Raw genomic sequence first — 13,291 nt, 5'->3', positions numbered from 1 at the left:
CGCCCGGCGTCAGGTCGATGATCGACGAGCGGCTGTGGGCCGACAGGTCGAAGGTGTCGGTCCCGCCGGCGTCGTAGAGCGCCTGCATCATGGGGGTCCCCTGGGACCAGCTATAGGTGGTGTCGCCCAGGCCGGTGGTCGAATCGGCCCCGTAGCGGGCCTGCAGGGCGGCGATGTCGAAGACCATCGGGGTGGTGGGGCTGACCGGCCGTCCCATCAACCGGTTGACCCCGTCCACCAGTTCAATGGTGACGTGGTAGGTGTCCTGCGGAGAGTCGTAGGACATCACCGTGTAGCGGCTGTTGTCGTAGCCAGCGGGCAGGGTGGCGCCCGGTCCGAAGGGATGCTGCAGGCCGAGGGCATGCCCCAGCTCATGCAGCACCGTCTCGAACCCTGAGGAGCTCGGGGCGAAACTCGAGGTCTTCAAGGTCTCGTCCAGCCAGACGTCGCCCTGCCACGGCGCCAGGGCGAATCCTGGCTGGGGCGGGCGATAGGCGAAGGCCGTGGTGTCCTCGTTCCCGGTGGCGTCATTGACATCGGTGAAGGCGATGCGAATCTGGCCCGTATTGGCGACGTCGTCGGTCTCCACCAGGCTGGGGGCTATGACCTTGTCCCAGGCTTGCAGGGCCAGCCGGATGGCCGCGGCCTGGGCGTCGGTGACGGTTCCATAGTCGGCGTTGGCCTGCTCGTCGTCGACGGCGTAGGTGGGCCAGGTGCTGCCGGCCTTGGGGAAGCTGAAGGTGATCGGGCTCCCGCTCCAGGCGTTGCCCTCGTCGTACAGCAGGACGCTGGTGATCTCGGAAATGCTCGGCGCCGCCATCTTCGCCCCCCACAGGCCGACGCCGGTACGCGTCACTAAGCTCTACCTTAGCGCGACCCGCCGATACGGGGGCAAGCGCAAATTTCAGCCGGCCACCGCGCGGCCCCACTCGTTCCAGCCGGCGATGCGCGGCGTGCCCGGCAGGTACATGGTCTCCAGCCAGTCAACCTTCAGTCCGGCGGCGGGAAGGGCGGCGGCCACCGGCCGGATGATGTGGCAGCCCCCGGCCATGCGGCTCCACAGCGGGTCCCAGAACCTCTGCCATCTGGCGACGTCGGCGTCGGGGGCCAGGCCGTGCTCGCAGAACAGGAACGCGCCCCCGGGCTTCAGCACCCGGCGCGCCTGCGCCAGGGCCGCAGCCGGCGTATGGACCGAGCAGAGGGTGAAGGTGCACACCACCGTATCGAAGCTGCGGTCCTCGAAGGGCAGGGCCTCGGCGGTTCCCTCTGCGACCTCGACGGCCAGGCCGGGCGCCCGGGGCGCGGCCTCGGCCAGGGCGCGCAGCTCCGGAGCAGGATCGACCCCCACCACGGTGGTGACGGCCGCCGGATTATAGAAGGCCAGGTTGAGACCCATGCCGATCCCCAGCTCCAGCACCCGACCGGTGGCGTGGGGCACAATCTTGGCCCGCTGTTTCATCATCGGCGGCGAGGAACAGGCGCAGGTCAGCAGACGCGGCAGAATCTTGCGGTTGTAGAAGGATGACATGACGTCTCGCCCCGGACTTTAGACCAGCATCCTCCAGGTCGCCGCCCAAGGCCAGCGTCTGCATACGGGCTGCATCGGCGGAGACAGCGAGACGAAGCTAGGCCGCGACCGCCTGTTCGCCGCCGCCGCCGAGGTTTTCCTGCAGGGCTTTCAGCAGGTTCTCGGGTTTCATGGGCTTTTCCACGACGCCATTCATGCCCGCGGCGAGGTAGCCCGCTGCATCCTCCGGGTCGGCGTTGGCGGTGAGTGCGATGATCGGCACCCGGCCCGCCGCGCCAGGCATGGCGCGGATCGCCTGCGTGGCGGTGACCCCGTCCATGCGGGGCATCTTGATGTCCATCAGGATGAGGTCGAAGCGGCCGGTGCGGGCGGCGTCCACGGCCTCCACGCCATCGACGGCTGACTCAGAAGTGCAGTCGAACATCTCGCACAGGGTCTCGGCCACCATGCGGTTGGTGGCGTTGTCGTCCACCACCAGAATGTGAGCGGCCCGCTGCTGGGCGTCGAGATTGTCGGGCTCCGCCTCGCCGTTGCTTTCCACGGCGGTGGGGGCGGTGAATTCGAAGACTAGGGTCTCCCCGGCCCCGGCGTTGGCCTCGGTGTGGACGTCTCCGCCCAGGGCCGAGACGATCTGGCGGCCCACGGCCACCGACAGGGCCGTTTCCAGCCCGAACAGCGCCTCGATCTCCTGGATGTCTAGGGCGTCGCCGACGCTGCGTTCGCCGCCGCCGCGCACGCGGCCTTCCAGCCGCACCATGTCCCCGGCCGGATGGGCGCGCAGGGTGGCCTCCACGGCGCCGTGGCGCACGCCGGCCAGGGCCTGGGAGATGAAGCCGTCGAAGGCCTGCATGACACGGTCGGAATCGATGAGCGCCATCATCTCCGGCGCGCCGTCATAGGAGACCAGCAGGGTCACGCCGGACTTGGCGGCCTTCTGGCCCCAGCGGGCCTCGATCTCGTCGGCCAGGTCACGCACCCGCTTGGGTGCGGGATCGAAGGCCATGCCCAGGGTGGCGGCGTCCTTGAGGTCGGCGCTGGAAGCCAGGATCTGGCGCACGCAGGCCGCGGCCTCGCTCACACCGGCCACGCAGGCCTGGGCGTCGGCGCCCAGGGGGTGGCGGGCCAAGCGTTCGGCAAGCGCCAGCACGCCCTCCATCTGTTGATGGATTTCGCTGGTTATCCGCTCGAAGAAAAAGTCTGGCAGGGACATGAACAGCCGGCGCGTGGGGGAACTATCCCCAGAATGCGCGTAAGCGCTTGCAGAGACGTTAAGGGCACGAACTGGGAGTTGTGAGCGCTGCAATAGGTCGAACGCACGGACAATTCCTGACGCTGGCGCAGAAAAAGGGCGGCGGATTGCTCCGCCGCCCTTGAATTCCTTGGTGAAAATCCGGCTCCGTGGAGCCGGGGTCGTTCACCGGATCCTAGAACTTGTATTGCAGCTCCAGGCTGTAAGTGCGCGGCGCGATCAGGCCGCGCGAGATCGAGACGCCGGTCTGACGCAAGTACGGCGTACCGCCCACGACCAGGCCGGGGTTGGGATTGCCGAACACCGCCGTCGGGTTGGTGGAGCCCGTCGAGGTGAAGCCCTGCTCGTCGGTCACGTTCTTCACCGACGCGATGAGCGTGTACTTGTCGTCGGCGTCCTTCCACAGCGCCCGCAGATCGCCGGTGCCATAAGCCGGAACCTCGAACGCGGGATCGTTGAAGGGCTGGTAGATCGTGGAGTCGGTCCAGGTGTAGGTCCCCGAGAGGATCAGCGAGCCCGGGGCGAAGTCGAAGGTGTAGTTGGCGTTGAACGCGAACTTGTTTTCCGGCGACTGGAAGAGCTGGCTTCCCTTCAGGTCCTGGAAGACCAGCAGGACGCCATTGGTGGTGGCCGAGCCGCCGCGGGGCTGGGCGCCCGGCAGCAGGGCCGAGGGATCGGCCGGGTCATAGAAGCAGCAACCGCGGGTGATCTCGGTGTTGAGATAACCGTAGGAGGCCATCATCTGCAGCGGCTCGATCGGGCGCCACTGGGCTTCCAGTTCGACGCCCCAGGCCGTGGCGTCGACGTTCACGAAGTTCGAGGCCGCCGCCGTGCCGGTCGCGTTGAGCTGCGACAGGTTGAGCTGCAGGTCCTTGAAGTCGTTGTAGAAGATCGACGAGTTCAGGATGAAGCGGCCGTTGAAGGTCTTTTTCAGGCCGATTTCGTAGGCGTTGACGGACTCTTCGTCGGCCTTCGGCTGCGGGGCGAGCGTGCCCAGCAGGAAGCCGCCCGACTTATAGCCGCGGCTGTACTTGGCGTAGGCCAGGGTGTCCTGGTCGGGGGTCCAGTCCAGGTTCAGGGTGCCGGTGACGGCGCTCCAGCTGTCGGACAGGCTGCGGAAGTTCTGCACGCCCGGGGTCAGCGGGTCCATGTCGCTGGAGACATCGAAGGCCGCGGCGCCCGACGCGATGGAGGGCGACTGGATGATCAGGCGCTGGGTCTCAAAGCCGTCCTTGTCGTCGACCGTGTAGCGCAGGCCGCCGGTGATCGCCCAGGCGTCGTTGAACTTGTAGGTCGACTGGCCGAAGACCGCCCAGGCCTTGGATTCCAGGGTGGCGTTCTGGTCCACGAAGTTGCGCAGCGGGTTCGGGGCGGCGGGCGTGCCGGCCAGGGTCAGCGGGGTGGCCAGCTGCGACTGCTGGGGCGAACCGAGCTGGATCCGCTGCTTGTATTCCTCGTGGTACTGGTAGAGGCCGAGGATCCACGAGAGCGGGCCGTCGCCGTTGGAGGTGAGGTTCACCTCGTTGGAGAAGTAGCGCTTGTTCTCGTCGAAGTCGGTGGTCTGGTCCGGGAAGTAGGGGACCGCCATGCCGGGGATTGCAATGGCGGCCGTACGGCTGGTGCCGTCATAGTCGCCGCCGGTCTGATAGTTGTACTGCTGGAAGCCACCGATGTACTTCAGGTCGGCCCATCCCAGGTCGTAGGTCACCTGGGCGGTGAGCACGTGGTTGCCGCGCAGGTAGCCGTAGCCGTCGCGGTTGGTGTTCTGCTTGTAGGGGTCGGTGACGCCGGGGTTGGCGACGCCGTAGCCAAAGGCCGGGTTGGGCAGCAGGCCGCCGATCGGCTGGAACACGCGGGTGGTGTCGTAGGGCGTCACCAGGTTGGAGAGGCGGTCGCCCACGCCGGTGGTGTCGTCCCAGTTCGAGCGCGAGTAGCGCAGCCAGGCGGCGGTGTTGTCGCCCAGCTCGGCCTCGGCCTGGATTTCGAAATAGGTGCGCTTGATCGTCCCGCCGTCGTTGGCCGGGCCGATGTTCTTGATGAAGCCGTCGCGCTGCCAGTCCTGGCTGCCGCCGATGGAGAAGCGCAGGTGCTCGGCCACCGGGATCGAGACCAGGCCTTCGATCTTGGTGCGCTCGTAGTTGCCCACCGCGAGGCGGACTTCGCCGCCGAACGCGTCGGCCGGGCGCCTGGAGATGGTGTTGATGGCGCCGCCCATGGCGTTGCGGCCGTAGAGGGTGCCCTGCGGACCGCGCAGGATTTCGGTGCGCTCGACGAACAGCGGCGACTTGAACAGTTCGGACGACGAGGCGGAATAGAAGCCGTCGGTGTAGGCGGCCACGCCCGGGTCGTTGCCGACATAGAAGGTGTTACGGCCGGCGCCGCGCAGCGACACCCGGTCGGTGCCGGAATAGTTCATGCCCGGCGTGAAGTTCACGAAGTCCTGGATGTTGTTCATCCCGATGACGTCGCGCTGGTTGGAGGTATAGGCCGACACCGCGACCGGAACGTCCTGCAGGGCCTGCTCACGCTTCTCGGCGGTGATCACCAGCTCATCGATGGTGAAATCGTTAGCAGCGGCGTCCTGGGCGAGGGCGGGGGCGGCGACAGCCGCCAGGGTCAGGGTCGAGACCCCGAGCGCCAGAACGGTGCGCAGCCGGAAACGGTTGACTGAAGACATGTATCCTCCCGGGCGGCGGGGCTTCGCCCGCGTCCGCCTGCATGTACGAATCTGATGAAGCCAGGGCGCGGGGAGGCGCCGAAGCGCGCGATACCTCGGTCGCGCACGGGCCTCCGTCAATGTGCGCCGCCGAAAGGCGCGGGCTTTTGGCGACGCTTTCGTGTCGCTGTGGCCGAAGTACCGCAGTTTCAAACGCGTGGTACAAAACTGACCCGTGTTCTTTGGTCGGCCTGTTAATTCCTCGGAAAGCTTGACCGATCCGCGAGGTAGCAGCGCCTTTGGGTCATACCGCCCCGCGAAATTGGCGTGCAGCCTACAAACGGCCGGGCGTTTCCGCGCTGCGGCCAAGAAAAAGGGCGGCGGGTTTCCCCGCCGCCCTCAGAGGTGGCCCTGGCCTCAGGTCGGAAGACCCGAGGCTAAGACTCAAAAGAACTTGTACTGGAATTCGACGCCGTAGGTGCGCGGCGGTGTCAGGCCGAGGTTCAGAGCGCCGGTGGCGAAGTTGTCACTGGCGATGGCTGGGTTGCGGTTGCGGTTCGAGGCGCCCACGGCGGCGTCATAGCCTTCGGTGTCGGCGACATTCTTCACATAGCCGATGATCGCGTACCGGCCGTCCTGCGAGTTCCAGTTGGCGCGAAGATCGATCTGATCCCAGGTCGGAGACTCGTTATATGACCGCTCGAAGATGTTGGCGTAGGCCTTGTCACGCCAGACATAGGTCGCCCCCAGGGTGAGGGTGCCGGGCTCCATGACGAAGGAGTAGCTGGCGTTCAGCGCAAACTTGTTGCGCGGGGCCTGCGGCAAGGCGTTCCCCTTCACGCTCACGGCGCCGGTCGTGATGTTGTCATTCACGTCGACATAGAGGCCGCTCTGGGTGATCTCCGTATCGTTGAAGGAGTAGGAGCCGATCAGGCGCAGCGCTTCGGTCGGGGCCCAGATCGCGTCCAGTTCGAGCCCTTGCGAGCGCGATTCCGGAACGTTGATGAACTGAGTGACGTTGGTGGCGCCAACCCTGGCGGTCACCGGCGCCTGCAAGTCGGTGTACTTGTAGTGATAAACTGCGGCGTTGAGCTGCAGGGTGGCGAAGTTCTTCTTCAACCCAACCTCGATCGAGTCGACGAACTCGGGGTTGGCGTAGGGTGCTGCCAGTCCGCCGCCGGCTGACAAACCGAAGGCCTTATAGCCGCGGCTGTAACGGGCATAGGCCATCGTGTCGGAGTCGGGCTCCCATTGGGCGCCCAGGGTCCCGGTAACCGCGTCAGACTCGCCGCCCAGCTGCCGCACCATGTTGCCGTTGCTGGCAATCTTGTACTGAATGAAAACGCCGGGGGTGGCGGTGGCGACCACCGGACTGGTGACGCCCTTGGCCCCGGCCGCCGTAGTGGTTGGGGCAAGCGCCGTGGTCAGGTCGAAGGCACCATTGCCGAGACCGGCGAGGCCGTTCAGAGCTCCGCCGAGACCAAAGGCCGCGCCCACGGCAGGAAGAGCATTGAGGTTGCCTAGCAGGCTGCCGTAGTTGGCGGCCGTGCCGGGGCCGAAGCCGCTAAGGCCGAGGGCTGCATAGAGGCCCGGGAAGCAGACGTCGGAGAAGCAGACGACGCGCCGGGTCTCGGAGCCTTCTTTTTCGTCCTTTGTATAGCGCAAACCGGCCGTGAACTTCAGTGTGTCGGTGGCCTGCCAGTCGAGCTGACCAAACATGGCCTTGCTCTTGGTGGTGAGGTCGTACTCGGAGATGCTGAAGGCGCCGGTCGGATTGGGCGCGGCGCCCAGAACCGGGGTCTTCATCTGGGGCTGGCTGCTGAAGCCATTCAAAGTGTTGGTCGCCGAATAGCTTTGCTCGAACTGATATAGTCCGACGATCCACTGCAGCGGAGAATCCGTTGTCGAAGATATGTTGATTTCGTTGCTGAACCACTTCGGCTTTTCAAAGTAGTGGTACGTCGCTGTCGCATCCACGGTGAGAGGGCCGCAGTTGACCGACGATGCGCCGAGGCTGAACAGCAGGCCGACATTGCCGCAGAGAGACCCCGGCTGTAGGGGGATCTGATAGGACTTGACGTTCGAGTTATCCAGGTCGCCGGTGGTGTTGTACGCGTAGTTCGAGATGCCGCCGATGTACTTCACGTCGAAAGTCGGGGCGTGATAGTTGAAGTTCGCGGTCAGCAGGTGAACATCGGTGAGGCCGACGAAAATCGGCGTGTTCGTGTTGATCTTGTGAGCGTTACGTTGGGCCGGATTGGTCGTTGTCGTGCCGCCGTTGAACTGCTGCAGGCTGCCGGGGACGATGCCGTTGAGGCCCGTCTCCGGGCTGTAGCCGTGAACCGGATTGTAGATGACCGAGAAGTTCGGATCTTGCCGGCCGGTCTCATAGGAGCCGGCGAGGTAGCCCGAGCGGGCGCCCGGTCCGCCCCGGTTGTCCCACCGCAGATCGCCGTACTTGATCCAGAAGTCAGCGTTCTCGCCCAACTGGCCCTGCAGCTGCAGTTCCACCGCGTATTCGTCGCGGACCGCGCCCTCGGTCGGCATGTTGCGGTTGACGTTCTCGTAATAGCCCTTGGTCTGATCGAGCTTGTAGCCCGACAGGCGGAATTGGAGATTGTCGGTCACGGGGCCGGAAATCGCGGCCTGGAAGTTCGTGAAACCATAGTTCTCGACGACGGCGCGGACCTCGGCGTAGGCCTCTTCGGTCGGACGGCGTGAGATGATGTTGACGGTGCCGCCGATGGAGTTGCGGCCATAGAGGGTCCCGGCGGGACCACGCAGCACCTCAACCCGGTCGACCTGCAGCGGCGGTGCGCCGGCGAACACAGTGGAGGTGGTGTAGAGGCCGTCAATATAGATGGCGATCGCGCCGTCGATGGATTGAATGTTGGACAGACGGCCCACGCCACGCATGCTGGCGCGGTCATTGACGGCCGAATAGACAAAGCCGGGTGTGAAATTCGTCAGGTCCTGGACCGTGTTGATCCCGACTAGGTCACGCTGCTTGCTGGTGAAGGCGGAAACGGCGACAGGAACGTCCTGAAGGCTTTGTTCGCGCTTCTCAGCGGTGACCACCAGCTCTTCAATGGTGGTGGTGGCCTGTGCGAAAGCCGGTGAGCTCATCGCCGTCAGTGCCGCGGCGCTCGCGCCAACGACCAGCAAGCTCCGCAGGTGCAGAGTTTTGGACATTCACTTATCCTCCCATGACAGCCGGACTTTCTACGCCGGTCCGGTCTGTCAGCATTCGCCACGCAAAAATCTTGGCCTGGAACCCGCAGCGGCTGTCCCGACAGAGGTGACGGTCACGCCGCAAGCAAGAGTCTGTCAACGTACAGCGATAGGTGAACAGCGTTCAGTCAGTCGTTTTTTCGCGACGATGTGGCGCAAATACCAAGGCTCTTTGAGCCTTCCGTAGCGGCGCCAGGGGCTGATATCTCAAGGGATGGGCGAGTTTTTGATCGCCCGTACGATGAACCGGTCTCGTGGACCCGTGCGGAGGAGCGCGCCGCGCGGCGCGGCCCACGGTCGCGCCGGCCTTTCGATTTGGCCGGCTCTGCCGCATATGGAGCCGATGAGCCAACCCACCCGCGCCCTCGTGCTGTTCTCCGGCGGCCAGGACTCCAGCGTCTGCCTGGCCTGGGCCCTGGAGCGCCACGACCATGTCGAGACCGTGGGCTTCGACTACGGCCAGCGTCACGCCGTGGAGATGGCCCAGCGGCAGGTGGTGCGCGCCGTCTTCCTGCAGCGGTTCCCGCAGTGGGCCGGCAAGCTGGGGGACGACCACGTCATCGATCTGACCGGCTTCGGCGCGGTGGGCGAGACGGCCATGACCACGGAGCGCGCCTTCGAGGTGACGGAGAAGGGCTTGCCCAACACCTTCGTGCCCGGGCGCAACCTGGTGTTCCTGACCTATGCCGCCGCGCTCGCCGATCGACGCAAGGCCCGCTTCCTGGTGGGCGGCATGTGCGAGACCGACTTCTCGGGCTATCCGGACTGCCGCCGCGACACCCTGGATGCGCTGCAAACGGCGCTGAACTTGGGCATGGCTCAGGACTTCGTCATCGAGACCCCCCTGATGCAGCTGACCAAGGCCCAGACCTGGGCGCTCGCCAAGACCTTGGGCGGCGAGGCGCTCGTAGAGTTGATCGTCGCCGACAGCCACACCTGTTACCGCGGCGAACGCGGTGAGCTGCACGCCTGGGGCCACGGCTGCGGCGACTGCCCGGCCTGCGACCTGCGGGTGAAGGGCTGGAACGAATGGGTCGCCGCCGGCCGGCCGGGCCGCGTCCAGTGACCTATTCGGTCAAGGAGATTTTCCTCACCCTGCAGGGGGAGGGCGGACAGGCGGGCCGTCCCGCCGTCTTCTGCCGCTTCGCCGGCTGCAACCTCTGGAGCGGGCGGGAACAGGACCGCGCCAGAGCCGTCTGCAGCTTCTGCGACACCGACTTCGTGGGCATGGACGGGGAGGGGGGCGGTCGCTTTACGACGCCCGAGGCCCTGGCCGATGCGGTTGCGGCCAAGTGGACGGGCGGCCCGGATAACCGCCTGGTGGTCTGCACCGGCGGCGAGCCCCTGCTGCAGCTGGACTCGCCCCTGATCGACGCCCTGCATGGGCAGGGCTTCACCATCGCGCTCGAGACCAACGGCACCCTGGCCGCGCCGGCCGGCGTCGACTGGATCTGCGTCAGCCCAAAGGCCCATGCGCCGGTCGTGCAGCGCACGGGGCAGGAACTGAAGCTGGTCTTCCCGCAGGCCAATGTCGATCCGGCCACCTTCGAGACGTGGGATTTCGAGCGCTTTCTTCTCCAACCCATGGATGGGCCCGCCCGGTTGGAAAACACCCAGGCGGCGATCGCCTATTGCCTCGCCCACCCCCAGTGGCGTTTAAGCGTCCAAACCCACAAATATCTCGGCATTCCCTAGGCCGCGACCGCGCCTGGCGACGCCAAAGAAGCTGATGACCACTCCGATTTTCGAGATCACCAAGGCCGCGACCTTCGACGCGGCGCACTACTTTGAAGATGGGCCCGAGCACCGGCCCTATTCGCGACTGCACGGCCATTCCTTCAAGGTGGAGGCCACCGTGCGCGGCAAGCCCCAGGAGCCGGTGGGGTGGGTCGCCGACCTCGCCGACCTCGACAGCGCCTTGCGCGCCGTGGCCGCGGAACTGGACCACGGCCTGCTCAACGAGAAGCCGGGCCTCGAACGCCCGACCCTGGAACATCTCTGCCTCTATTTCGCCGAGCGCCTGAAAGCCGCGTTCCCCGGCCTGTGCCGCATCGTGGTTTCGCGCCCGACCATCAGCGAGAGCTGCGCGCTGAACCTCTAGGGCGCACCGCGGGTTGACGACACCGTTGCGTCGCCTCTATCCCGCAAGGTCAAGCTTCCGGGGGGAACGGTCATGCGCAGGGTGTTGGGGACGGCGTGCGCCGTGGGCTTGAGTCTCGGCTTGGCGGGTCAGGCTCTGGCTGCGGAGGACACGTCGGTCGATGAGCTGATCGTCACCGGCACCCGGGTCACCGGCCTGCGGGTCAGCGACAGCGCCGCCCCAATCCAGGTCGTGGGCCAGGCGGCCCTTGAGCGCACCGTTTCCACCGATCTCGTGAATACGCTGGCCCTCATGGCGCCCTCCTTCACCGCCCAGGCCGTCGGCGGCGACACGGCCAACGAGACCCTGTCGGCCCGCCTGCGAGGCCTGTCCCCCAACCACGCCCTGGTGCTGATCAACGGCAAGCGCCGGCATGGCGCCTCCAACCTGGCCATCCTGTCGAGCGCCTATCAGGGCGGGGCCGCAGCCGACCTCAACTTCATCCCGCCCGCCGCCATCGCCCGCATCGAGATCCTGCAGGACGGCGCCGCGGCCCAGTACGGCTCGGACGCCATCGCCGGGGTCATCAACATCATCCTCAAGCAGGACGCCGACGGCGGCTCGGTCGACCTGCTGGCCGGCCAGTACTTCGAGGGTGATGGCGACACCGGCGAAGTCTCTTTCAACGCCGGCTTCGCGCCGGCGGACGGCGTTTTCGTCAATGTGAGCGCGCTCTCCCGCTATCACAGCTACTCCAACCGTGGCGGCCCCGACCAGCGGGTGGAGCAGGCCATCGCCTCGGGCGCACATCCGGAGTGGCGCAACCTGCCGGGCTACCCCTATCTCAACAAGATCTTCGGCGACGCCCGCTACCAGCTGAACCTGGTCACCGTGAACGCCGGCGCCGACCTGGGGGGTGAAACCCGCGCCTATGCGACGGCCACCTATGGCCGCAAGTACGGCGGCGGCTGGGCCAACTTCCGCCTGCCCACCCGATTGCCGGCCCTCTATCCCCTGGGCTTTGATCCCATCGACACCACCAAGGAGGAGGACTTCGCCTTCACTGGCGGCGTCGCCGGCGTAGCGGCCGCCTGGACCTGGGACCTCTCCACCACCTGGGGCCGCGACGATATCGGGGTGAACGTCACCAACTCGGCCAATATCGACCTCTATAACGACACCGGCTCCACCCCCTCGGCCTTCCACGCCGGTGACTTCATCGCCACCCAGTGGACCACCACCCTGGACGTCACCCGGCCTTTCGAACTGATGGCTCGCCCGGCCACCTTCGCCGCGGGTCTGGAGCGCCGCGAGGAGATCTACGAGATCAAGGCCGGCGACCCGGCCTCGCGCTATAAGGCTGGCTCCCAGTCCTATCCCGGCTTCGCCCTGACCGACGCGGGCAAGCACGCCAGAGACAACTGGGCCATCTATGCCGACCTAGCCTTCGCGCCCCTGCCCGACACCACGCTGGATATCGCCGTCCGCCACGAGAAATTCAGCGACTTCGGCGACACCACGGTGGGCAAACTCACCGGCCGCTGGGATATCACGCCCGCCTTCGCCATTCGCGGCACGGCCAGCACCGGCTTCCGCGCCCCCACCCTGGCCGAGAGCTACTATTCGGCCACCAACGTCCAGCCCAACTCGGCCTTCGTCCAGCTGCCGCCGAACGCCCCGGCCGCCGCCCTGATTGGCATCGACAAGCTCAGGCCAGAGACGTCGGTGAACTTCAGCGCCGGTTTCCTGGCCCGCCCGGGCGCCGGTGTCACCATCACCCTCGACGCCTACCAGATCGAGGTGGAAGACCGCGTCGTCGGCTCCGGCACGCTCTACGGCTTCTACAATGGCGCGGTCCGTTCGGCGGCGGTCAACGCCGCCATCGCCGCTAACGGCAACGTGCTCGAGCCCGTGCCCTTCAGCGGCGTCAACGTCTTCTCCAACGGCGTCGACACCCGCACCCGCGGCGCCGACCTCGTGGTGACGTGGTCCAACAGCCTTGGTGCGCCCGGCCGTATCGATTGGACCCTGGCCGCCAACTACAATGAAACCAAGGTCACCGGCGTCCGCGCGGCCCCGGCCCAGCTTTCCGCCTCGGGCCAGAGCCTGTTCGACAAGGTGGCGCTCTCCACCCTGGCGACCGCGTCGCCCAAGACCAAGCTGGTGGCCGGAGCGCTGTGGCAGGCGGGCCGTTGGAGTGTGGACCTGCGCGAGACCTGGTATGGCCAGACCTCCCGCTACTCCGATCCCGGCGACGGCCGCTATTACCTCGACAAGGCCGGCGCCAAGCTGATCACCGACTTGGCGGTGGGCTACAGGGTCACCGATCAGGTGACCATGACCCTGGGCGCCAACAACCTCTTCGATGTCCACCCAGACCGCGTGAACCCCGCCGGCCTCGCTGCAAGCGCTGCGGCGGGCAATCCGGCCGTGGAGGTCTATCCCGCCTTCTCGCCGTTCGGCATCAATGGCGGCTTTTACTACGCGAAGGTCGGCTACCGGTTCTGATCCCGCTCCGGGGTCGCCAGACTAGGCCCTTGACACTGA

The 13,291-nt window shown here is 66.3% G+C and carries 9 protein-coding genes; 4 read left to right on the top strand and 5 right to left on the bottom strand.

From position 1 onward, the window contains the following. The 5 genes from RMO97_RS05455 to RMO97_RS05435 form a co-directional block, all read right to left on the bottom strand. Positions 1-856: matrixin family metalloprotease (locus tag RMO97_RS05455; protein ID WP_310539516.1), on the bottom strand; the 856-nt coding region annotated here is incomplete at its 3' end. 48 nt (positions 857-904) lie between these two features. After that, complete coding sequence (locus tag RMO97_RS05450) at positions 905-1,528, bottom strand: class I SAM-dependent methyltransferase (protein WP_310539515.1); 624 nt, start codon at positions 1,526-1,528, stop codon at positions 905-907. A 97-nt stretch (positions 1,529-1,625) separates the two neighbouring features. Continuing rightward, complete coding sequence (locus RMO97_RS05445) at positions 1,626-2,738, bottom strand: response regulator (RefSeq protein WP_310539514.1); 1,113 nt, start codon at positions 2,736-2,738, stop codon at positions 1,626-1,628. Between the two features lie 214 nt (positions 2,739-2,952). After that, a complete protein-coding gene (locus tag RMO97_RS05440) occupies positions 2,953-5,454 on the bottom strand; it encodes a TonB-dependent receptor domain-containing protein (protein ID WP_310539513.1) in 2,502 nt (833 codons plus the stop codon). 423 nt (positions 5,455-5,877) lie between these two features. Then, entirely contained in the window at positions 5,878-8,625 is a 2,748-nt protein-coding gene (locus tag RMO97_RS05435) for a TonB-dependent receptor domain-containing protein (protein WP_310539512.1), read from the bottom strand. A 382-nt stretch (positions 8,626-9,007) separates the two neighbouring features. Between RMO97_RS05435 and queC the strand changes: the two genes are divergently transcribed. The 4 genes from queC to RMO97_RS05415 all read left to right on the top strand — a co-directional run bounded on the left by queC (position 9,008) and on the right by RMO97_RS05415 (position 13,252). Next, entirely contained in the window at positions 9,008-9,730 is a 723-nt protein-coding gene (gene queC, locus RMO97_RS05430) for a 7-cyano-7-deazaguanine synthase QueC (protein ID WP_310539511.1), read from the top strand. Then, positions 9,727-10,359, top strand: a complete 633-nt coding sequence (queE, locus tag RMO97_RS05425) for a 7-carboxy-7-deazaguanine synthase (protein ID WP_310539510.1) — start codon at positions 9,727-9,729, stop codon at positions 10,357-10,359. The genes queC and queE overlap by 4 nt, the downstream gene beginning before the upstream one ends. A 34-nt stretch (positions 10,360-10,393) precedes the next feature. Beyond that, entirely contained in the window at positions 10,394-10,765 is a 372-nt protein-coding gene (locus tag RMO97_RS05420) for a 6-carboxytetrahydropterin synthase (RefSeq protein ID WP_310539509.1), read from the top strand. A gap of 72 nt (positions 10,766-10,837) precedes the next feature. Continuing rightward, positions 10,838-13,252 carry a TonB-dependent receptor gene (locus RMO97_RS05415; protein WP_310539508.1) on the top strand — a complete coding sequence of 805 codons (2,415 nt, stop codon included), beginning with the start codon at positions 10,838-10,840 and terminating at the stop codon, positions 13,250-13,252. Positions 13,253-13,291: the final 39 nt, after the last annotated feature.

This window comes from Phenylobacterium sp., assembly GCF_031425575.1.
Lineage (GTDB): Bacteria > Pseudomonadota > Alphaproteobacteria > Caulobacterales > Caulobacteraceae > Phenylobacterium.
The sequence above is the reverse complement of the archived record's forward strand: the minus strand, read 5'-3'. Positions and strand labels throughout refer to the sequence as shown.

Excerpts from the sequence above, each read along its gene's own strand:
- queC (WP_310539511.1), top strand. The coding sequence starts at position 9,008 with ATGAGCCAACCCACCCGCGCCCTCGTGCTGTTCTCCGGCGGCCAGGAC.
- RMO97_RS05440 (WP_310539513.1), bottom strand. The coding sequence starts at position 5,454 with ATGTCTTCAGTCAACCGTTTCCGGCTGCGCACCGTTCTGGCGCTCGGG.
- RMO97_RS05435 (WP_310539512.1), bottom strand. The coding sequence starts at position 8,625 with ATGTCCAAAACTCTGCACCTGCGGAGCTTGCTGGTCGTTGGCGCGAGC.
- RMO97_RS05415 (WP_310539508.1), top strand. The coding sequence starts at position 10,838 with ATGCGCAGGGTGTTGGGGACGGCGTGCGCCGTGGGCTTGAGTCTCGGC.
- RMO97_RS05420 (WP_310539509.1), top strand. The coding sequence starts at position 10,394 with ATGACCACTCCGATTTTCGAGATCACCAAGGCCGCGACCTTCGACGCG.
- RMO97_RS05445 (WP_310539514.1), bottom strand. The coding sequence starts at position 2,738 with ATGTCCCTGCCAGACTTTTTCTTCGAGCGGATAACCAGCGAAATCCAT.
- RMO97_RS05450 (WP_310539515.1), bottom strand. The coding sequence starts at position 1,528 with ATGTCATCCTTCTACAACCGCAAGATTCTGCCGCGTCTGCTGACCTGC.